The following is a 20891-nucleotide window of genomic DNA, read 5'->3' on the forward strand; positions in this document are numbered from 1 at the left end:
CACGGCAGCCCCTCGATCGGTTCGCCTGGATGAATGAGTCCAAGGGATCCCTGCGGAAATAGGGCGAGAGTGCTCAGCTTGCGATTTAAGCGGCTTTCTTGATCACTTGCTGGCGGGCGTGCCGAGTTTCGCGCGGAGTCGGCGAAAGCCGAGTCGGACCCGGTAAGGGCTGAGGGGCTTGCCGGGTCCGGGGCGCGCCTGCGGGGTGACATCGATCGCGAACATCGGCGGCTCGCCCACCCGGGCCGCCGATGACACCCCCAGCGGCAGACGACGCAGCCCACTCGGGTCGATCCGGCCCTTGGCCGACGCGTCGTACACCGAGCCGTGCCTGCGGTGGAATTCCGGCTCCATCGACAGATCTACCGGTGAACGAACAGGACTTTGAGCACACAGCACCGCATCGGTGAGCTCGAACAACGCATCGGCCCGCCGCCGGCACACGGTGTGGAACCGCTTACGGAAAGCGATCAGCCGCTCAAGATCTGGCCGACCAGATGTCCCGACATTCCCCGCCGGCGCGGTCACTGCTGAGATGGTTAACACCTGCGGCCACCTTTCTCTCCGGGGTCTTCTCAACACCGAAGATGAGGGGTGGCCGCTTGACATCGTGACGACACGCCGCATCCATACGGACACAGTCCGATACAACCCGCTACGCGGTAAGACGGCAGCATTTCATCCGACATCGGCCTTCAAATGCGCCGCTGTCAGAATCCGCTTAAATCGCAAAGGGAGAGGCGCTCAAGCTCACGGGCCTGATCCCATGACGCCGGCCCTTGTCTTGAATCTGGCATCGGCGCCCTGCGGGTCGCGCAGGGTGAGTGTCCACGGCTCGTCGCTGAAGGGAATCCCGCTCAGGATGTTGCGCAGCGCGTCAGCCCAGGAGAGTCCGGTTCCCCTCCCGAGGATCTCGCCGTCGCGGTCGCGGTGGACCTCGGCGATCCAGGGGAAGCCGGTGTCGCGCTCTGTCTCTGCCACGGCGGGTGAGGTAGCGCGCTCCTCAACCAAGTGGCCGAGCGCAAGCAGGAGGAGGTCGCCGCTGGACCAGTCCGCGCGATCGTCCTTCTCCAACTCGATCGCGAGATCGACGGCGGTGTCGCGGTCGAAGCCGAGAGCGTCCGCGACGCGGCGGGCGGCGTGCAGAAGGTCGTGCTGCTTGGGGCGGCTTATCAGGAGGTGTCCTCTCCGGTGGTGAGCCGGGCGGCCGGGCAGGTGTCGGAGACCGGCTTGCCTCGCCGCACGACGACGGTGTGCCCCTCCGGCGGCGTGACCACGCCGGAGGAGTCCCACAGGGAGACGCCTCCGCACGTCCCACACGCGGTGGTCGGCGCATACCCGGCCGAGGGGGTGGTGGGAAAGCTGCTCAGGGCTACGGCCATGGCACTCATCATCCTCTACCGATCGGCCGAGATCGCCGACTGCTTCGCCGAAGGCGTCCATAACCTCGTCGCGCAGGGAAAGCCGGTCGCGATCACCGAGTTCGGCGCGGCCGGCTACCAGGGTGCCGGCGAGAGGGGCGCTCTCGGTCTGGAGATCGTCGAGTACGACAAGGACACCCGTGCACCTGTCCGGTTGAAGGGTGAGTACGCCCGCGACGAGGCCGGTCAGGCCGCGTATCTGCGCGAGCTGCTGGAGGCCTTCGAAGCCGGAGGCATCGACGGCACCTTCGTGTTCACCTTCGCGCTGTACGACCACCTGCACCGCCCCGGCGGCGACCCCCGCGAGGACCTGGACCTGGCCAGCTACGGCATCGTCAAGGTCTACGGGGGCCGCCCCGGAGCCACCTACCCCGACATGCCATGGGAACCCAAGGCCGCGTTCGCCGCCCTCGCCGACTACTACCGGGAGCACTGAGACAGCGAAAGCAGTCTTGAGTGGGTCGTGGTCCTCGTGCACCTCAGCTAGCGATCCGCTGTCGGGCACATCGTGGACCCCGCTGGGGGCCTGCCGGAAGAGGGTGTCGCGCATGCGCAGGGACCGGTAGCCGGTAGGGCCGACCTCGGCACCGTCCTGCCCCCCGCGACGTCCACGATCGACGCCGGGCATCCGTCGCAGCTCAGGGTAGGGGCCGGCGGGGGCGAAGTGCGAGAGCATCGTGGTTTTCGATGCTCAGGGTCGCAAAGCGTTCACGGGTCTTGGGGTCGTGTTCTCCGGTCGTCAGCATTTGTTCACCCACGCACGACGAACGACCAGGAGACATCAATGGGGACAGGCAACTCGCGACGCAGGCTGGCCTTGGCCGCCTGCGCGCTGAGCGGTTCGCTGCTGGCCGGTGCCGGCACCTTCGCCGCCGCATCCGCCGCGTCCGCGCCGCAGGAGACCACGCTGCGGGTGAAGATGTCGGGCTCGGGCGTCGACACGCTCAACCCGTTCCTCGCCTTCTTTGACGGCGCGTACGACGTCTTCGCCTCGATCTACCCCACGCTGAACTCGCTGGACGAGAACGGCAAGCCGGGCCCGTACCTGGCGGAGTCGTGGACGCCGTCGGAGGACAAGCTCACCTGGACCTTCAAGCTCAGGGACGGTCTGAAGTGGGGCGACGGCAAGCCGCTCACGGCTGAGGACGCCGCCTGGACCCTCAACCTGATCATGACCGACGCGGTCGCGGGTACCGCCAACGGCTCGCTGGTCAGCAACTTCGAGTCGGTCACCGCGACCGACCCCACGACGCTGGTCATCAAGACCAAGGCGCCGCAGGCCAACGTCACCTACGTGAGCATCCCCCGCAGCGGCATCCCGATCGTGCCGAAGCACATCTGGGAGCCGCAGGCCAAGAACCTCAAGGACATCAAGAACGACACCTTCCCCGTCGTCGGCTACGGCCCGTGGACGCTCACGGAGTACAAGCCCGAGCAGTACGCGAAGTTCGATGCCAACAAGGACTTCATCCTCGGCAGGCCCGGCTTCGACCACATGGTCCAGCAGAGCTTCAAGTCGACCGACGCCGCCGTCGCCGCGCTGCGCAGCGGCCAGCTGGACTACATCAACGGCGTGAACCCGACCCAGTTCAAGGCGCTGCAGGCGGACAAGAGCCTGCTGACCGCCCAGGAGGTCGGCAACGGCTGGACCGGTGTCGAGGTCAACCACAACGCCCGCACCCGCACCGGCAAGAAGATCGGCACCGGCCACCCCGCGCTCGGCGACCCGGTGCTGCGCCGCGCGATCGCGCTGGCCACCGACAGGAAGACGCTGGTCACCAAGGTGCTCGACGGCATGGGCATGGTCGGCTCCGGCTACCTGCCCCCGGCCTGGCCACAGTGGAGCTGGAAGCCGGCCGCGGGCCAGGAGACGCCGTTCGACCTCGCCCAGGCCGGCAAGATCCTCGACGAGGCCGGCTACACCAAGGGCGCCGACGGCGTCCGCGTCGACCCCAAGAGCGGCAAGTCGCTGGAGCTGCGCCTCGGCATCCACTCCGACGACACGTACGACGCGGGCATCTCCAGCTACCTCAAGGGCTGGCTGGAGACGATCGGCGTCAAGCTCAAGATCCAGACGCTGAGCATGAGCGCGCTCAACAGCGACCTGGCCAAGGGCGACTGGGACCTGCTGATGGACGGCTGGACCACCGGCCCCGACCCGACCTTCCTGCTCGGCATCCAGACCTGCGCCACGCTGCCCAAGGACGACGGCACCGGCGGCAACACCGACGCCTTCTTCTGCGACAAGGCCTACGACGAGCTGTTCAAGAAGCAGCTCACCACGTTCGACCAGGACGAGCGGGCCAAGGTCGTCGCCGAGATGCAGGACATCCTGTACAAGGCCGACGTCGACCAGATCCACTTCTACGCCACCACCCTCGACGTGGCCCGCACCGACACCGTGACCGGCCTGATCACCGGGCAGCCGGACGCGCAGGGCATGTACCCGGCGCAGACCACGTTCTGGAGCTACCTCAAGGCCGCGCCGCCCGCCGCCAAGACGGCGGCGGCCTCGGCCGAGGAGGAGGGCGGCGGCGGTCCGCTGTGGATCGGCGGCGGCGTCCTGCTCCTCGCGATCGTCGGCGGCGGGATCGTGCTCAGGCGCCGCTCGGGCGCGGGCGACCGTGAGTAGCCTCACCGCCCCGGGCCCGGCCAAGGTCAAGGGGCAGGGGGTCAAGCGGTCGGATCTTCTGCCCTACCTGGGCTCGAAGCTGGTCGCGGCCCTGGTCAGCTTCTTCGTCACGCTGGTCATCGGCTTCGTGATCTTCAGTCTGATGCCGGCCGACCCGGTCCGCACCCTGACCAGGGGCCGCCCCACGAGCGAGGCCCAGCTCGCCCAGATCCGCGTCCAGCTCGGCCTGGACGACCCGGTCTGGGAGCGGTTCCTCACCTTCGTCGGCAACACGCTCAAGGGCGAGCTCGGCTACTCCTGGCAGTTCCAGCAGTCGGTCTCGTCGCTGGTGGCCGACCGGCTCGGGCCGACCCTGCTGCTCATGGGCACGGCCGCGGTCCTGTCGATCGCGCTCGGCCTGTGGCTGGGCATCCGCAGCGGCTGGCGGCACGGCAGCCTGTTCGACCGGATCGCCTCCAGCGCCTCGCTCACGCTGTGGTCGGTGCCGACGTTCTGGCTCGGCATGATCCTGCTGGTCACCTTCAGCGTGGGCATCGGCCCGATCCCGAGCCTGTTCCCCGCGGGCGGGATGGCCGACCCCTCGCTGCCGCAGGAGGGCTGGACCCACGTCGTCGACGTGGCCAGGCACCTGGTACTGCCCTGCCTGACCATGGTGCTGGTGGTCTTCGCCCAGTACGTCACGGTGATGCGCACCTCGATCATCGACGAGATGGGCAGCCCCTACCTGCTGACCGCCAGGGCCAAGGGCCTGACCGACGACGCCGTACGACGGCGCCACGCGGTGCCGAACGCACTGCTGCCCTCGGTCACGATGATCTTCATGCACCTCGGCATCCTGGTCAGCGGCGCGATCACGGTCGAGGCCGTCTACTCCTGGCCAGGCCTCGGCTACCTGACCTACGAGGCGCTCAAGATCCCCGACCTGCCCCTGCTCCAGGGCACCTTCATCGTCTTCAGCGCGAGTGTGATCATCATGAACCTCCTGGCGGATGTGGTCTACCGCTTCCTCGACCCGAGAGTGCGAGCCCAATGAAGTGCCTTCACCCGGGCGGTGTCCGATGACCGCCGCCACACACGCCCCGGCCGCTCTCGAAGTCCCACGCCACCATGCGTTCGGCCGGTTCTGCCGCGCCTACGCCAAGCGGCCCGCCGGCCTGGCCGGGCTCGGCCTGCTCGTCGCCTTCGGCGTGCTGGCCCTGGTCGCGCCGCTGTTCATCGGCGACGACCAGCTCAACGTGATCAAGGTGGACGGCCCGCAGCTCTCGCCGCCCGTCGACGGCTACCCGCTCGGCACCGACCAGGCGGGCCGCTCGGTCCTGCTGCTGGTCATCTGGGGCGCACGCGAGTCGCTCAGCATCGGCATCATCGCCACCGCGCTCACCGTGGTCCTCGGCAGCGCGGTCGGCCTGCTGGCCGGGCACTACCAGGGCCGGATCGGCCAGAGCCTGATGCACGTGACCGACTGGTTCATCGCGCTGCCCAGCCTGCCGCTGGCCATCTCGCTGTCGGCCGTGCTCGGCCAGGGCGCGGCGTCGATCACGATCGCCATCGCGGTCACCTCGTGGACCGCGACCGCCCGCCTCGTGCGCGCCCAGACGCTCGCCGTCGAGGCGAGGCCCTTCATCGAGCGGGCCAAGGTGCTGGGCGCGGGCAACACGCAGATCATGATCAGGCACGTGCTGCCCAACGTCATGCCGCTGATCCTGGTCTCCAGCACGCTCACCGTCGCCTCGGCGATCCTGTCGGAGGCCACGCTGACCTTCCTCGGCCTCGGCGATCCGACCAGCGTGACCTGGGGTTCGATGCTCCAGGCGGCGTTCGCGGGCGGCGCGGTCACCGCGGGCGCGTGGTGGTACCTCCTACCGCCGGGCATCGCGATCCTCATCGTCGTGCTCGGCTTCACGCTCGTCGGCCGCGCCGTCGAGCACGTGCTCAACCCGAGGATGGTGGGCCGATGACGGCGAGGGACCAGACCCAGGCGCCGGAGGGGCAGGCCAGGGTTCCGATGCTCGATGTGCGAGACCTGCGGGTGACCTACCGCAACGGCGAGCGCACCGTGCCCGCCGTACGCGGCGTGAGCTTCACCCTCGACCGCGGCCAGACCCTCGGCGTCGCGGGGGAGTCGGGCTCGGGCAAGTCCACGATGGCGCTCAGCCTGCTGCGGCTGCTGGCCCCCTCCGCCCAGGTGAGCGGCGAGGTGCTGTTCGAGGGCGAGGACCTGCTGACCGCCAGGTGGGCGCGGCTGCGCGCGGTGCGCTGGTCGGCGGCCTCCGTGGTGTTCCAGGGCGCGATGAGCGCGCTCAATCCGGTGCGCACGATCTGCGAGCAGATCTGCGAGCCCATCCTGCTGCACGAGAAGATCGGGCAGAAGGCGGCACGCAAGCGGGCGGCCGAGCTGCTCGACAGCGTCGGCGTGCCGTCGCGGAGGTCCGGCTCCTACCCGCACGAGTTCTCCGGCGGCCAGCGCCAGCGCATCATGATCGCGATGTCGCTGGCCTGCCGGCCCGACCTGATCATCGCCGACGAGCCGACCACCGCGCTCGACGTCATGGTCCAGGCGCAGGTGCTGGAGCTGCTCGGCGAGCTGGTGCGCGAGTCGGGCATCGGCGTCATCATGATCAGCCACGACCTGTCGGTGCTGTCGCACATGTGCGAGCGACTGGCCGTCATGTACGCGGGACAGATCGCCGAGATCGGCCCGTCCAAGCAGCTCATCGCCGAGCCGCGGCACCCCTACACGCGGGCGCTCGGCCGGGCCTTCCCGACGATCGGCGACCCGGCCTCGCGGCTCGCGCCCGCCGGGCTGCCCGGCGATCCACCCACCCCGCCCGAGCTGGCCAGGCTCAGCGAGGGCAGGGGCTGCGCCTTCGAGCCGCGCTGCCCCGAGGCCGTGGCGGCCTGCCGTACCGAGACCGTGGAGCTGTGGCCGAGCGGCCCGCAACGCGAGGCCGCATGCCTGCGCGTGCTGGAAGGGAGCGGGGCATGAAACCCGTGCTCGAAGTCCGCGACCTGATGGTCACCTACCCGGCGCGCAGGGGCGCCGCGCCCGCGCACGCCGTCGACGGGGTGAATCTGCAGGTAGGGCAGGGCGAGATCGTCGCGCTCGTCGGCGAGTCGGGATGCGGCAAGTCCACACTGGCCAGAGCCCTGGTCGGGCTGGTCAAGCCGACCAGCGGCCAGGTGCTGAGCGACGGCGAGCCCCTCGGCTACTCCGCCGCCGCGCTGAAGGCCTACCGCCGCCACACCCAGCTCGTCCTGCAGGACCCGGGCGGCGCGCTCAACCCCAGGCAGAACGTCTTCGACGCCGTCGCCGAAGGGCCCAGGCTGCACGGCCTGACCGATCGGCTCGGCGAGCGGGTGCACACGGCGCTGGCCAAGGCCGGGCTGCGGCCGCCCGAGGAGTTCGCGGGACGTTTCCCGCACGAGATGTCCGGCGGCCAGCAGCAGCGCGTCGTCATCGCGGGGGCGCTCGCGCTCGAACCTTCGGTCATCGTCGCCGACGAGCCGGTGGCCTCGCTCGACGCCTCGGTCAGGGGCGAGATCCTCAAGCTGATCCTGGAGCTGCGGGACTCGCTCGGCCTGTCCGCGCTGATCGTCAGCCACGACCTCGGCCTGGCCTGGAACATCGCCGACAGGGTCGCGGTCATGTACCTCGGCAGGATCGTCGAGACCGGCACGGTCGAGGAGGTCCTGCTGCGCCCCAAGCACCCCTACACCAGGGCGCTACTGTCGGTGCTGCCCGAGTCGGGGGAGCCGCCCGTGTTGCTCACCGGTGAGCCGCCGGATCCGACCTCCGTCCCCGGCGGCTGCCGCTTCCACCCCCGATGCCCGCTCAGGGCGGCAGAGCAGGACGCGCTGTGCGACAGCCGCGACCTGCCCGTCCTGACCGGCGACCCGTCGCCCTCCAGCCTTGCCGCCTGCCACCTCGTCCACTGAAGGAGTTCTTCGATGACCGCTTTCCTCCGTCCGCCCGCCCTGCGACCCGGCGCCCGCGTCGCCGTCATCGCCGCCAGCAGCCCGCCCAACCAGGCCAATCTGGACCGCGGCCTGGTGGCGATGGAAGAGGTCGGCCTCAAGCCCGAGGTGTTCGCCTCCTCACGGGTCGGCGGGACCGAGTACGACTACCTGGCGGGCGACGACGTCCTGCGGGCGAGCGACCTGACCAGGGCGCTCGGCGACCCGGCCTTCGACGCGGTCTTCTGCGCCGGCGGCGGGTACGGCATGCAGCGCACGCTGGAACTGGTCGACTGGTCGAAGATCGACGCGGCCAGGCCGAAGGTCGTGGTGGGCTACTCCGATGTGACCGCGCTGCTGGAGGCGATCGCCGTCAAGCTCGGCTGGGCGTCGCTGTTCGGGCCCATGGTCGCCTGCGACGGCTTCTACGAGGGGCCGGGCGAGTATGACTTCGACGAGCTGATGAAGCTGCTCTTCCGCCCGGAGACGGTGACCGAGCTGGTCTTCCCCGACGCCAGGACCGTCGTACCCGGCGTCGCGGAGGGACACACGCTGGGCGGCACGGCCACGCTGCTGGCCGCCTCGCTCGGCACCGACACCTCGCTGCCCGCCCGGGGGGCGATCCTCTTCCTTGAGGACGTGGACGAGGAGCTGTTCCGGATGGACCGCTACATCACCCAGCTCCGCCGAGCCACCTACAGCGACGGTGTGGCCGGGATCCTGCTCGGCACGTTCACCAACTGCGGCGAGCCGCGCGACGTGGAGCGCATGCTGGTGGAGCGGCTGAGCGACCTCGGGGTGCCGGTCCTCGCCGGGGCCGACATCGGGCACGGGATCTCGATGCAGACCTACCCGATCGGGGTCAGGGCCCAGCTCGACACTGAGGCGGGCAGGCTGCGCTTCCTGGAACCGGTGCTCACGCCCTGAGGGCCATGACGGCGCACGGTGGATCACGCACCGTCAGGACCCCGGCCCCCCGGGGTCCTTCCCAAATGCCCCGGAAACATTGCTCACAAGCCAGATGGGGAGTGCCGGTCACCGACTTGCCGTCGGTGGTCGTAATGGGCTCTGGGTCCGGCCGCTTTGAGGGAAGCGAACGCCCACACGTAGCCGGCGGCGGCCAGCCGCTGGTTCTTGACCTTACGGTGGCCGACCATGGGTGGGCTTGCCGGAGGCGCGGGTGATCGGCGCAGCTCCGGCGTATGCCTTCAGAGCACGGGCGTCGGCGAACCGGTCGCGGTCATCGCCGATCTCGGCCAGCACCCGGGCCCCGGTCAGATCGGCCAGACCCGGGAAGCTGGTGATGATGGCGGCGATCGTGAGGGGGTGGCGGCGCTCGCCGCGATCGCCATACGGCTTGATCCAACAAACCACCGCTAGTGCTTCGTTCCTCTTTGCATGGGTAGGTTTTGTTCCCAAAGGGTGCTGACCTGCTGTGTGGAGGCGAGCACGGTGCCGAAGTTTCTGCGGGCCCGTCCGCTGCAAGACGAGGCGGAGGCCAAGAAGGTTCATCAGCTCGCTCGGGCCCGGCATGCCCCGGCCGATTGGATCGAGCGAGCCCGGATCATCACGCTGAGCTGGGACGGACTGGGAGTCCCGGCGATCGCAGCCGAGATCGGCTGCCATGAAAAGAAGGTGCGCCGCTGGCTGCACCGGTTCAACGCCGACGGCCTCGATGGACTGGGTGACCGTCCCGGAGTGGGGCGCAAGCGGCGGATCACCGAAGAGCAGCGCTCGGCCATCATCGCGCTGGCCCGGTCGGCGCCGCCCGGGCGCCTGGTCCGCGATGCGGCCGGGGAGCTGTCAGCCGCCGATGAGGACAAGCCGGCGGAGTGGACCTTGGACACCCTCACCCAGGCGGCCCAGGAGGCCGGGATCGAGGTGCATCGCAGCCAGGTACGGCGCATCCTGCTGGCCGAGGGGGTGCGCTGGCGCCATACCCGCAGCTGGGTGACCAGCCGGGATCCGGAATTCGCCCCAAAAGGACGGCCATCGTGGAGCTCTACACCGCCCCGCCGGAGGGCTCCACGGTGATCTGCGCCGACGAACTCGGACCGGTGATCCCGCGCACCTTCCCACCCTCGCCCGCCTGGTCGCCCGACGGCCATCGGATCAAAGCCGAGCTGGACTACTCGCGCGGCCCGGAGAAGACCTGGGTCTATGGCGGGCTCCGCGTCGCCGACGGCGCCGCGGTCACCATGACCGCCGCCTCCCGCAACAGCGACCACTACCAACGGTTTCTCCAGCAGGTGGAAGAGGCCAACCCGCACGGCCAGATCGTCGTCATCACCGACAACCTCTCCAGTCACAACAGCGTCTCCACCCGCACGTGGCTGATCGACCACCCCCGCATCCGGCAGGTGTTCATCCCGGTCGGCGCGTGCTGGCTCAACCTGCAAGAGGGCTGGTGGCGCCTGTTCCGCAAGACCGCTCTGGCCGGGACCTCCTTCGCCGATCCCGATGAGATCGACCACGCCACCCGCGTTGCCACCGCCCAGCTCAACGCCCGCGCCCGCCCCTGGATCTGGGGACGCCTCCAGCCCACACCTCGCTCATACCGCCGCCACTTCGTGTACACCCTTTGAGGAACGCAGCACTAGTGCTTCGTTCCTCTTTGCATGGGTAGGTTTTGTTCCCAAAGGGTGCTGACCTGCTGTGTGGAGGCGAGCACGGTGCCGAAGTTTCTGCGGGCCCGTCCGCTGCAAGACGAGGCGGAGGCCAAGAAGGTTCATCAGCTCGCTCGGGCCCGGCATGCCCCGGCCGATTGGATCGAGCGAGCCCGGATCATCACGCTGAGCTGGGACGGACTGGGAGTCCCGGCGATCGCAGCCGAGATCGGCTGCCATGAAAAGAAGGTGCGCCGCTGGCTGCACCGGTTCAACGCCGACGGCCTCGATGGACTGGGTGACCGTCCCGGAGTGGGGCGCAAGCGGCGGATCACCGAAGAGCAGCGCTCGGCCATCATCGCGCTGGCCCGGTCGGCGCCGCCCGGGCGCCTGGTCCGCGATGCGGCCGGGGAGCTGTCAGCCGCCGATGAGGACAAGCCGGCGGAGTGGACCTTGGACACCCTCACCCAGGCGGCCCAGGAGGCCGGGATCGAGGTGCATCGCAGCCAGGTACGGCGCATCCTGCTGGCCGAGGGGGTGCGCTGGCGCCATACCCGCAGCTGGGTGACCAGCCGGGATCCGGAATTCGCCCCAAAAGGACGGCCATCGTGGAGCTCTACACCGCCCCGCCGGAGGGCTCCACGGTGATCTGCGCCGACGAACTCGGACCGGTGATCCCGCGCACCTTCCCACCCTCGCCCGCCTGGTCGCCCGACGGCCATCGGATCAAAGCCGAGCTGGACTACTCGCGCGGCCCGGAGAAGACCTGGGTCTATGGCGGGCTCCGCGTCGCCGACGGCGCCGCGGTCACCATGACCGCCGCCTCCCGCAACAGCGACCACTACCAACGGTTTCTCCAGCAGGTGGAAGAGGCCAACCCGCACGGCCAGATCGTCGTCATCACCGACAACCTCTCCAGTCACAACAGCGTCTCCACCCGCACGTGGCTGATCGACCACCCCCGCATCCGGCAGGTGTTCATCCCGGTCGGCGCGTGCTGGCTCAACCTGCAAGAGGGCTGGTGGCGCCTGTTCCGCAAGACCGCTCTGGCCGGGACCTCCTTCGCCGATCCCGATGAGATCGACCACGCCACCCGCGTTGCCACCGCCCAGCTCAACGCCCGCGCCCGCCCCTGGATCTGGGGACGCCTCCAGCCCACACCTCGCTCATACCGCCGCCACTTCGTGTACACCCTTTGAGGAACGCAGCACTAGGTGTGGCCGGCTGCCCTGCCTTCAGGGTGGTGGCGGTCGGGTGGGGAAGAGGATGGGGCTGAGTAGGTATGGCGCGCGACCAGGGATGGGTTGGTTGTCGAGGCAGGGCCGCAGGGTCGCGAGCAGTTCCCCGAGCAGCCTGTTGAGTTCGTCCGGGCTGAGCCAGAGAGTGCCTTGGCGGTAGGACACCGAGTCGGCGGTGGGGTTCGCGCCGTCGCGGTCGAGGTAGGCGTTGAACTCGGCGATGAGCACGGCCATGGCGGCGGCGAAGCCGCGGCGGTGGTCGTCCAGGGACATGGCCGCGGCGGCGTCGCCGTCGATCGTGGGGCGGTCCCGGCGCAGCCGGTAGCGCCGTTCGACCACGTTGCGCACCCGGTGTTCCTCGGCCACTTCGAGGAAGCCGGCCTCGGCCAGCAGGGCGACGTGCCGGTACATGGTCACCTTCGCCACCTCGGGTATCCGGGCGCACAGCTCGGCGGTGGTGAGCTCGCACCCACCGGCTAGGGCGTGCACCACGCGCAGGCGAACCGGGTGCAGCAGCAAGTCAGCGGTGTCCACGCCATCATTATTCCACATGTGATACCGTTATCGAAATTGAAAATATGAACCTGCGGAGGCGGGTATGAGACAGGCGACGGGGCGGCACGTGCCGGTGAACGGGCGGACTGTTTATGTGGAGGAGTCCGGTCGGGGCGCCGGCTGGGTTGTCTTCGAGGCCGGCTCCGGACAGGGCCGCACCGGCTGGGACCCGGTCCTGCCGCACCTGGCCGGCCGGGCGCGGCTGGTCGCCTACGATCGTGCCGGGTTCGGCCGCAGCGGCCGGACCAAACAGCAGTCGGGCATCGACGACATGGCCACCGACCTAGCTGCCCTGGTCGAGACGGTGGTACCCGCCCAGGCTCCGCTGGTGGTCGTCGCGCACAGCATGGGCGGCCTCGTCGCCCGCCGCGCCGCAGAGATGCTGGGGCCGCGGCTGGGCGGGTTGCTGCTGCTGGACCCGACCCCGGAGAGCGCGCCGGTCTACGACGCCTTCGACAAGACCGCCAGGCAGGTCGACCGCTCCCTGGCCATTGGGCAGGCGCTGATCTGGCTCCCCCTGCTAGCACGCATGTCCACCGGGAACGTCCGCCGGATCTACCCGGCGGACACCTACCGGGCCATGCTCGCCGAGGACTTCACCCCGGCCGGCATCGCGCAGACCCGCAAGGAGTTCAAGGCCGTGGCCGCGGCCATCCACCAGTTCCGCGCCCAGCCGCCCGCCCCGCCGGCCTGCCCGACCGTCCTGCTGTCGGCGTCCCGGCCCCTGCGGCGCGGGGGGAACCAGCAGGCCATCGCCGAGCATCAGCGCCGGTGGGTCCAGACACTGCCCGACGGGCACTTCGAACTCGTCGACTCCAGCCACTTCATCCAGGCCGGACAGCCAAGGCTCGTTGCCGACCGAGTCCACCACCTCCTCGACCGGGCCGGCGCGCCCGCGTCGGCCTGACCGCTCCCCACCACCACACAGAGCGCCACGGCACCCACCACGCCGATGAAACTCACAAGACCGCTTCTGCTGCTGGTCGCGTGCTGACGTCCTCATTCTTGGCCGCTGGAGCGCAGGCTGGTCCGGCCAGCTTCTGTGGCGGCGAGTGCGGTGTTGCGGCCTACCGGGAGCCGGGTTGTCGCTCGCGGAGGCCGGCAGCATCATCGCCCGCCGACAGCGCACCGAGCCGGGGGCGGGGGTCGGCTCGGTCCTTGTCTCCAGGACGCCGATCCGTAACCAGTGCCTCAGGTGAGCAGTTCGACCGTGCCGTGTTCGCCGTCCACCCGGATGCGATCGCCCCCGCGGCTGCTGCCCGGGCTCAGCGGTCGCACATCGCGGTGATGAAGGCGTTGATCAGGTGCTGCCGATTCTTGGGGACGCCTGTGGTGTAGACGGTGGCGGCGCGCCCGGCCCGGTTGCGGCCGCTGAACACCGCGGCTCCCGGCATGTCGCCGGCGGCGAAGTAGGCGTCGCCGCAGCTCGTCTTCATCCGGACCACGCCGTAGCCGTAGCGGGCGCCTGCAGGCCAGCCTTCCTGCTCGACCTTCACCGTCCTGGCCATCATCGTGCTCAGCGGGGCCTGACTCCAGAACCGGTTGAGGTCTTCGGGGGTGGAGACCAGGCCGCCGCTGGCCCCGAACGCGTAGGTGGGCAGCTGGTCGGTCAGGTCCACCTCGCCGCCCTGCGGACGGGCGGGGTGCACACCGTAGGTGTGGGCGTGAGGGCCGCGGATGCCCTCGTCTCGCTTGGTCGGCCAGTACGTGTCCCGCATCCCGTACGGCTTGAGGATCAGCTCCCGGCTCGCCTGCCGGAAGTCCTTGCCGGTCACCTTGGTCACGATCATGCCGAGGACCAGGTAGTTGGTGTTGGAGTAGGAGAAGGAGCCGCGGGGCGTGGGCTTGAGCCTCAGCGCCACCTGCAGGAAGTCAGGGAAGGGTTTCTTCCAGTCGATCGCGTTGAGGTATTCGGGCATGCCGCTGGTCTGCTGCAACAGCATCCGGACGGTGACCTTCCGGCCGTCGATCCCGGCGCCGCTGCCGGTGCCGCGCAGCACCCCGGGCAGGTAACGCTCCACCGGCGCGGCCAGGTCGATCTTCTTCTGATCGGCCAGCCGCAGCACGGTGGCGGCAATGATCGGCTTGCTCCCGCTGGCGATCCTGAACCGGCCCTCGGGCCCGATCATCGGCTTCCCACTCCCCCGCTGCGCGGTACCGGAGCGCCGGGTCACGCTCGCCCCGCCCGGACTGCGCACCTGGCTCAACGCGCCCGCCATACCGTCTGCGGTGGTGAGCACCTCAAGGCGGGACTGCGGCGAGGGAGTTGCGGTGGCGGCGTAGGCGGGAGTTACAGGGGCGAGGACCAGGCAACCGGCGGCAAGAGAACCAGCGACAGCAGCAGCGAGCAATTCCGTCATGCGTCCAATGTCGCGGGAATCTCACTCAAGATCAGTCACGCCTGCATGCCTGTTGGGGTGGGGTCTTCCCTATCATTGAGATGATCGCCAAGCGGCGCATCCGCCCACGCCACCCGCCGCGCGCAGCTGAACGCCACTCTCCATCGCCGATGGGCCACTCGCGCAGTTTCATCCCTGCTCTTCGGTGCCGCTGCCTGGCGGGCCGCCGGAACCGCGTGCCGTGGATGCGACATGCCTTCAGCGCCAGTCAACGTGCCTGACGTGCCAGACAAGATCATATTGCTCTGACCTGCGGGAAAGGCTGTGAACCCAAGATAATTCGGGGATACTGGTGGAAGGCCTCGCTGGTGGCTTCTGCGAGATCGTCGGCGGCCTGGCAGGCGGCGCCCAACTGCAGCAACAGCGCCTTGGTCTGCGTACCGAATGGACCAGCTCGGAGTCGGCCGGCATGGGCAGGCGGCGTCAACGCGCAGGATGCTCGCCAACGTCATCGCATCGGCGTGGTCGGACTTGGCACGGGCGACGCTATGGCGCTCCCGGTACCGGGCGACCGAGAGGGGATTGATCGCATACACCGTGCGGCCGGTGGCCACGACGATGCTGTGATGCAGCAGCCGGTCCAGCAGGCTGACGGCGGTGGTGTGCTCGGACAGGAAACGCCCCCACTGATCGAACGGCCAGTGCGAGCCGATCCCCAGCGCGCGGCGCTCGTAGGCAGCCGCGACGAACCGGAACAGCAGCTGAGCACCGGTATCGTCCAGCGGAGCGAACCCCACCTCGTCGATGACGACCAGATCAGCACGCAGCAGGTTCTCGATCACGCGGCCGACGGAGTTGTCGGCCAGACCCCCCGATCAAGGCCGCGGGCACCGAGTAGCGGGCTGAGCCGAACCGCACGCACGACAGCTTGTCGACCTTGCGCGTGGCCGGCGCCTTGCCGGTCGCGGGCCGCAGCGACGGCAGCGCGCTCAGCAGGTCGCGCTTGGCGTAGCCAACGAGGTTCTCCACGATCCCCTTCGATTCGGGATCGGCCGCCTGGCGCCAGTCGGGCCGAAAAGAGTAGTGGGTGGCGGCGCGCTGGTTGTCGGCGAAGCGGACGAACCGCACGCGTGACCAGACGCCGGTGAGGCGGTCGCCAGCCCTGAACCGACACGACGTTTCAACGCTCGCGTCGAGCAATCCTGCCTCGTGCCGATAGCGCGATACGTCCAAGCTGACTTATGCTGTGGAAGGTTCCACGAATGAAGGGCGACAATGACGTACACACTTCGAGACCGTGTCCTGGGATGCTGGGTCGGCAAGGCGGTAGGGGGCACCCTCGGTCAGACGTTCGAGGGGCTAGAAGGCCCGCTCGAGGCCGATTTCTACACCCCGGTGCCGACGGAGATGGTCCCCAACGACGATCTCGACCTCCAAGTCGTGTTCGCGGCGGTCCTGTCAGGCATGGACGAGCCGCGTGTCGACCGGCACCTCCTTGCCGAGGCCTGGAGGAAGCACGTCGGCTTCCCGTGGAACGAGTACGGAGTCGCGCTGAGGAACCTTGCGGAAGGCATCCATCCGCCGCACACGGGCTCGTTCGACAACTGGTTCACCTGCGGTGAGGGTGCCGCTATCCGAAGCGAGCTCTGGGCTTGCCTGGCCGCGGGCGATCCGGACCGAGCCGCAGCGTACGCCTACGAGGACGCCTGTTTCGACCACGCGGGAGACGGCATCGTCGCAGCGCAGTTCTTAGCGCGGCTCGAGTCGTACGCGTTCGTCGAGAGCGACTGCGACCAACTGCTGGACGTCGCGTTGGAGGGCGTTCCCTTCGGCAGCGGCATTCGCGACGTCGTTCAGGACACCCGAGCCTGGGTTGCCGAGGGCCTCCATTGGACTGAGGTGCGCAGCAGGATCATGGCGAAGTACGGACGCTCCGACTTCACCGATGTCCGACCGAACACCGGGTTCGTCATCCTCGGCTGGCTGGCCGGCCGCGACTTCTCGGAGCGGATCCTCATCTGCAACAACTGCGGTGAGGACGCCGACAGCTCCACCGCATCGCTCGGGGCGCTGCTCGGGATCCTCGACCCCGGCTCGATCGACGCGAGGTGGGTCGAGCCGATCGGTCACGACCTCGTCCTCAACGACGACATCTACGACCTCGATGCGCCACCGACGATCGAGGGCTTCACCGATCTCGTGCTGGCGTTGCGCGACCGGCTCCCGTCCGAGCGGCCCTCGACCGCAGAGAGCGAGTTCGATCCCGCGGCGTTCAGCATCCCGGTGCGGATCGGATGGATGAACACGCTCAGCGGTCGTTGGGACATCCGCGATCAGACGGAGCTGCCACCGGTCGGCACGGTCCCCGACCTCTCCGCCGTCGAGTTCGTGGACGGCAGCCTTCCTGGCACGTGGTTCTCGTGGGAGCGCAGCGCGTTCGAGGACCGGATCCTGCTGGTCCGGCTCACGCTCGATGCCGGCGACGCCGAGACCATCCACCTGATGGTGCACTCGAGCGAGCACTTCAGGGTCTGGCTCGATGGCGAGTACCTGTTCGGCGGCCAAGGCACGCAGTACGCCTTCCCCGCCCCGCACATGGCGCCCGTCGGACAGTTCACCGACATCGGTATCGGCCAGGGTGCGCACGACCTCGTCGTCGCCATCAAACGGCCGCCGTCGACGAGGTCGCGAGCCGAGATCGTGCTCGCCGCGACGACCGTCCCCGATGCACACTGGATCCCCCACGCGTTCCGCCCTGGCCGCCGGCCCATCCCGGCGGAGGCCCTCGGATGGAGTCGGGGAATCGTCGAACTCACGGAAGGTGGTCGGTGAAGCCGAGCCTGATAGATGTCGCCGCGCGTGCCGGCGTTTCCAAGAGCACGGTCTCGAACGTGCTCCAAGGGCGGCAGTCGGTCTCCCCGGAGATCCGCGAACGGGTGCAGCGCACCATCGAGGAGCTCGGCTACGTTCGCAACGAGTCCGCCCGCCTGCTGCGTGCCGGTCACAGTCGGACTGTCGGCCTGGTCGTCCACGACACCGCCAACCCCTACTTCACCGACGTCGCCCGCGGCATCCAGGAAGAGCTCTCCCGGCACGGGCTGCTCGTCATGCTCTGCAATGCCGACAGCAACCCCGTGCAGGAGAGCGCTTACTTGGATGCGCTCGAGCAGATGCGGTTTCGCGGGGTAATCCTCGCTCCCGTGCTCGATCCGTCGCACGAACGGATCCGCGCGCTGCGCGACCGGGGGACGTCGATTGTGTTGATCGAGCGGGACTCCGCACTTCGCGACATCTCCACAGCGGCCTGTGACGACGTCGCCGGCGGGAGCATCGCGATGCGTCACCTGCTCGATCTCGGACATCGTGACATCGGCTATGTGACGGGTCCGCTGCAGCTCAAACCCTATCGCGATCGACTCGCCGGCGCCGAGGCGGAAATCGCGTCGCGTGGCGTCGAGGTCCGATTGCGCGTCTTCGAGAGCGAGCGTTTCGAGGATGACGGACGGAGCGCCGCGATGTCGGTGATCGCCGCAGAAGAGCGACCGACGGCGGTGTTCTGCGGGAACGACCTCATCGCGGTGAACGTACAACGCGCCGCGACCGGGGCAGAACTCCGTTTGCCCGACCAGCTGTCGATCGTCGGGTACGACGACATCACGCTCGCCGACCAGGTTGCCGCGTCCCTCACCACCGTGCGACAGCCTCGCCACGCGCTCGGGGTTGAAGCCGCAAGGCTTCTTCTCGCCGATGCCGCAGATCCAACGAGCAACCAGACGGTACTCCTCGCGCCCGAACTGGTCCGACGGTCGAGCACGTCCACAGCTGCACCTCGCCTCGGGGGCGAGGTCGTTTCGTAAGTCGGGCTTTCAGTTACGGAGCAGGTGACGCAGAGACCGGGGCGCCGGACCCCTTCGGTCCGACCCCCGGTCATCACCCTGGCTACTGGCGCACGAAGAGAAGTCGAAGACTCCGACCGATGACGTGAGGGTGTTCACTGCGGCCGTACGAGACGAGCACGACGTGCAGACCACGTGACGGCTTCGGCAGGTCGGTCGTCACGGCGCTGTGCACGAGCTCACCCGTGTAGGTCGCACCGTCAACCCGCACCGTCACCGGCCAGGTCGCGGCGGCCCCGCCGGACCGTCACGACGACCCCCTTGCCTGCCTCCCTCGCTCCCGCCGAATCGATCGAGCGATAGCCGATGAGGTAGACGCCCGGCTCCGTGAGCGTCACCCCCTCCGGTGCGACGGTCTGCCACTGCTCCGCCGCTCCCACAACCCGATACTCCGTCCGGTCGATCGACTTACCTGCGTCGGCAACGGCGTCGAACTCCAGGTGAGCTGACCTGCCGCCTCGTGCGTTTGTCACGGTGACCGAGGTGGTGGGCGGGAGGACGACGACCTCCGGCCCGAGATCGATCAGTTCGACATCCTTGACAGCGAACTGAGCTGGCGTGTTGGACCAGAATCGCACGCTGATCTTGGTGGTTCCGGGAGCAGGGACGAAGTCCAGCTGCTTCACGACGAACTCGCCGTCCGTCTGATCGACATCGGACACGATGCCGCTTCCCGCGAAGCCGTAGGTGCTCGTGACCCCGTAGTGCCAGAAACGCACCTGCCCCTGGTCAACCCGGATCTTCGCCTGTAACCGGTAGCGGTTCTCTCCCGAGACCGTCATCCACTCCTGGTCGATCCCACGCTGGTAGCTCGCCGTCACCGCGACCTGCTGGGCGTGCCCCTCCGCTTCGATGATGGAGGTTTGCGCGTTGGCTCCCTTGATCCAACTGTCCGCCAAGCCGTCACTGTCGGCGTCCTTCGCGAAGTCGCCGTTCCTGATCAGGTTCGCCGGAGGGCGTGGGCTGTCCAACGGCTGCACGAACTGGTTCCGGCTGAAGTACGACTTCAGGGTCAGTTCCCGATCAGTCGGCTCCGAGGCGATGGCGGACGCACTGTTCGCGTCGCTGGTCATCGTCTCCGTGTAGTCGACCTGCCAGCCGTGCCAGTCACGGAACGAGTGATACGTCCAGCTCCAGCCGAGTTTCTCGAACATCTCGATCGAATCACGGATGTACTGTGATGCACCGGGTGCCCACCGGATGGCACTGAACTCGCCGACATAGATCGGTACGTCGTACTTCTTCTGGAAGTCGACGACCGGGCGCATCAGCTCCCGCAAGGTCTCCTTGTCCCAGTGCACGCCGTCGTTCGTACCCGGATAGACCATCTTGTCCGGCCAGTCCTCGGTGACCGGACTCCCGTTGTGGTAGCCGATCCCTTGGTGCGTGTAGCTGTGGAGCTCGTACCAGTGCACGCTGTAGATGACGTTGTCGTCGTCCAGGAGCTGGAAGTCGCCCTGGTACTTGACGGGATATCCCGGACCGGCGTCGATCCACTCGTTCTCGATGAAGCCCCTGGGCAGTGCCCCCGGACTGGCCTCATAGATGATGGGGGTCGTCTGATCGAGTGTCCGAATCGTGTCCGTCAGCTGTTGGGCCCACGCGTGCCATTTCGAGGCTCCGAGCGGCAGCTCGGCCGTGTTGTACGGCTCGTTCAGCAGGTCGTAGCCCCAGATGTAGTCGCGGTACGGCGCCAGCCGCTGGACGATCTCCTCCCAGCACGAGATCAGGACACCCAGCGTGGCGTCGTCGTTCCAGAACTCCGGCGCGTTCTTGGACCCGGGGATCGGAACCGAGTGGAGGTCGACGACCGTCATGAGCCCTTGCCGCGCCGCCTCCTGCAGTCCCTGCTCCGTCACGTCTAGCATGTCGTCCCACGCTTGGGAGAGCGAGACGTTGTGCTGCTGCGCGTAGTTCTGCGGATGGATCTGCAGTCTGACGACGTTCGCGCCGTATTCGTTGCGCAGCTCATCGACGTTCTGCTCGGTCATGGCCGCACCGTAGGTGTTGAATCCGCGCACCGTCTCGGGTCGCTCGACAACCGAACCGGGCGACGTCTGTTCGGATGCCGCGGCGCTGCCGCCGAAGCACGATAACAACATCGAGGCCAACAGCACGGGAACGAGCCCGTATTTGAGTACAACCGGCCTTCTCATCTCTTCCTTCTCTCTAGCCTGCTTCGCGGTAGGTTCCTGCGATCTCCTTGAAGGTCTTCTCCGCTCATGAGCACTCGATCGACGGCGCTCTCCG

The 20891-nt window shown here is 68.4% G+C and carries 20 protein-coding genes and 2 pseudogenes; 14 read left to right on the top strand and 8 right to left on the bottom strand.

Annotated elements, in window-relative coordinates:
- Window positions 1-102 precede the first annotated feature (102 nt).
- A complete protein-coding gene (locus FHR32_RS37295; RefSeq protein ID WP_184759195.1) occupies window positions 103-528 on the bottom strand; it encodes a transposase in 426 nt (141 codons plus the stop codon).
- Window positions 529-750: 222 nt separating this feature from the next.
- Window positions 751-981 carry a hypothetical protein gene (locus tag FHR32_RS37300; RefSeq protein WP_184759196.1) on the bottom strand — a complete coding sequence of 77 codons (231 nt, stop codon included), beginning with the start codon at window positions 979-981 and terminating at the stop codon, window positions 751-753.
- Between the two features lie 30 nt (window positions 982-1011).
- Here FHR32_RS37300 and FHR32_RS43605 point away from each other — a divergent pair, with 30 nt between their 5' ends.
- The 7 genes from FHR32_RS43605 to FHR32_RS37335 all read left to right on the top strand — a co-directional run bounded on the left by FHR32_RS43605 (window position 1012) and on the right by FHR32_RS37335 (window position 8934).
- Window positions 1012-1857, top strand: a complete 846-nt coding sequence (locus FHR32_RS43605) for a hypothetical protein (protein WP_221466759.1) — start codon at window positions 1012-1014, stop codon at window positions 1855-1857.
- A gap of 348 nt (window positions 1858-2205) precedes the next feature.
- Window positions 2206-4053, top strand: coding sequence for an ABC transporter substrate-binding protein (locus tag FHR32_RS37310; protein ID WP_184759197.1), 1848 nt, complete (start codon window positions 2206-2208; stop codon window positions 4051-4053).
- On the top strand, window positions 4046-5086 hold the full coding sequence (locus tag FHR32_RS37315) for an ABC transporter permease (protein ID WP_184759198.1): 1041 nt from the start codon (window positions 4046-4048) through the stop codon (window positions 5084-5086). Before FHR32_RS37310 ends, FHR32_RS37315 begins: the two co-directional genes overlap by 8 nt.
- Before the next feature lie 25 nt (window positions 5087-5111).
- Window positions 5112-6011, top strand: a complete 900-nt coding sequence (locus FHR32_RS37320; RefSeq protein WP_184759199.1) for an ABC transporter permease — start codon at window positions 5112-5114, stop codon at window positions 6009-6011.
- Window positions 6008-7039: an ABC transporter ATP-binding protein gene (locus tag FHR32_RS37325; protein ID WP_221466760.1), complete on the top strand. Its 1032-nt coding sequence runs from the start codon at window positions 6008-6010 to the stop codon at window positions 7037-7039. The genes FHR32_RS37320 and FHR32_RS37325 overlap by 4 nt, the downstream gene beginning before the upstream one ends.
- Window positions 7036-7989: an ABC transporter ATP-binding protein gene (locus FHR32_RS37330; RefSeq protein WP_184759200.1), complete on the top strand. Its 954-nt coding sequence runs from the start codon at window positions 7036-7038 to the stop codon at window positions 7987-7989. The genes FHR32_RS37325 and FHR32_RS37330 overlap by 4 nt, the downstream gene beginning before the upstream one ends.
- Window positions 7990-8001: 12 nt before the next feature.
- On the top strand, window positions 8002-8934 hold the full coding sequence (locus FHR32_RS37335; protein WP_184759201.1) for a S66 peptidase family protein: 933 nt from the start codon (window positions 8002-8004) through the stop codon (window positions 8932-8934).
- Between the two features lie 98 nt (window positions 8935-9032).
- Here FHR32_RS37335 and FHR32_RS37340 read toward each other — a convergent pair.
- Window positions 9033-9315: pseudogene (locus FHR32_RS37340) on the bottom strand (transposase); the annotation flags it as partial.
- Window positions 9316-9459: 144 nt separating this feature from the next.
- Between FHR32_RS37340 and FHR32_RS37345 the strand changes: the two are divergent.
- The 4 genes from FHR32_RS37345 (at window position 9460) to FHR32_RS37360 (ending at window position 11812) form a co-directional block, all read left to right on the top strand.
- Window positions 9460-10041: a helix-turn-helix domain-containing protein gene (locus tag FHR32_RS37345; RefSeq protein WP_184759151.1), complete on the top strand. Its 582-nt coding sequence runs from the start codon at window positions 9460-9462 to the stop codon at window positions 10039-10041.
- Window positions 10002-10592 (top strand): IS630 family transposase, encoded by a 591-nt coding sequence (locus tag FHR32_RS37350; RefSeq protein ID WP_312882875.1) that lies wholly within the window; start codon window positions 10002-10004, stop codon window positions 10590-10592. Before FHR32_RS37345 ends, FHR32_RS37350 begins: the two co-directional genes overlap by 40 nt.
- An 87-nt stretch (window positions 10593-10679) precedes the next feature.
- Window positions 10680-11261 (top strand): helix-turn-helix domain-containing protein, encoded by a 582-nt coding sequence (locus FHR32_RS37355; RefSeq protein WP_184759151.1) that lies wholly within the window; start codon window positions 10680-10682, stop codon window positions 11259-11261.
- On the top strand, window positions 11222-11812 hold the full coding sequence (locus FHR32_RS37360) for an IS630 family transposase (protein ID WP_312882875.1): 591 nt from the start codon (window positions 11222-11224) through the stop codon (window positions 11810-11812). The genes FHR32_RS37355 and FHR32_RS37360 overlap by 40 nt, the downstream gene beginning before the upstream one ends.
- Before the next feature lie 36 nt (window positions 11813-11848).
- Here the strand turns inward: FHR32_RS37360 and FHR32_RS37365 are convergent, their stop codons facing one another.
- Window positions 11849-12385 carry a helix-turn-helix domain-containing protein gene (locus FHR32_RS37365; protein WP_184759202.1) on the bottom strand — a complete coding sequence of 179 codons (537 nt, stop codon included), beginning with the start codon at window positions 12383-12385 and terminating at the stop codon, window positions 11849-11851.
- A gap of 64 nt (window positions 12386-12449) precedes the next feature.
- Here FHR32_RS37365 and FHR32_RS37370 point away from each other — a divergent pair, with 64 nt between their 5' ends.
- A complete protein-coding gene (locus FHR32_RS37370) occupies window positions 12450-13313 on the top strand; it encodes an alpha/beta hydrolase (RefSeq protein WP_184759203.1) in 864 nt (287 codons plus the stop codon).
- 358 nt (window positions 13314-13671) lie between these two features.
- Here FHR32_RS37370 and FHR32_RS37375 read toward each other — a convergent pair whose 3' ends face one another.
- The 3 genes and pseudogenes from FHR32_RS37375 to FHR32_RS45370 all read right to left on the bottom strand — a co-directional run.
- Window positions 13672-14766, bottom strand: a complete 1095-nt coding sequence (locus tag FHR32_RS37375; protein ID WP_184759204.1) for a serine hydrolase domain-containing protein — start codon at window positions 14764-14766, stop codon at window positions 13672-13674.
- A 35-nt stretch (window positions 14767-14801) separates the two neighbouring features.
- On the bottom strand, window positions 14802-15587 hold the full coding sequence (locus FHR32_RS47525) for an ATP-binding protein (RefSeq protein WP_376773444.1): 786 nt from the start codon (window positions 15585-15587) through the stop codon (window positions 14802-14804).
- A gap of 22 nt (window positions 15588-15609) precedes the next feature.
- Window positions 15610-15852: pseudogene (locus FHR32_RS45370) on the bottom strand (hypothetical protein); the annotation flags it as partial.
- A 168-nt stretch (window positions 15853-16020) separates the two neighbouring features.
- Here FHR32_RS45370 and FHR32_RS37395 point away from each other — a divergent pair.
- Both FHR32_RS37395 and FHR32_RS37400 read left to right on the top strand, forming a co-directional pair.
- Complete coding sequence (locus FHR32_RS37395; protein ID WP_184759206.1) at window positions 16021-17577, top strand: ADP-ribosylglycohydrolase family protein; 1557 nt, start codon at window positions 16021-16023, stop codon at window positions 17575-17577.
- Window positions 17574-18602 (top strand): LacI family DNA-binding transcriptional regulator, encoded by a 1029-nt coding sequence (locus FHR32_RS37400; RefSeq protein ID WP_184759207.1) that lies wholly within the window; start codon window positions 17574-17576, stop codon window positions 18600-18602. Before FHR32_RS37395 ends, FHR32_RS37400 begins: the two co-directional genes overlap by 4 nt.
- 239 nt (window positions 18603-18841) lie before the next feature.
- On the opposite strand, the gene FHR32_RS37405 is transcribed toward FHR32_RS37400, so the two are convergent.
- Entirely contained in the window at window positions 18842-20797 is a 1956-nt protein-coding gene (locus FHR32_RS37405; RefSeq protein ID WP_312882884.1) for a glycoside hydrolase family 5 protein, read from the bottom strand.
- Window positions 20798-20891 lie beyond the last annotated feature (94 nt).

The organism is Streptosporangium album (genome assembly GCF_014203795.1).
Taxonomy (GTDB): Bacteria; Actinomycetota; Actinomycetes; order Streptosporangiales; family Streptosporangiaceae; genus Streptosporangium; species Streptosporangium album.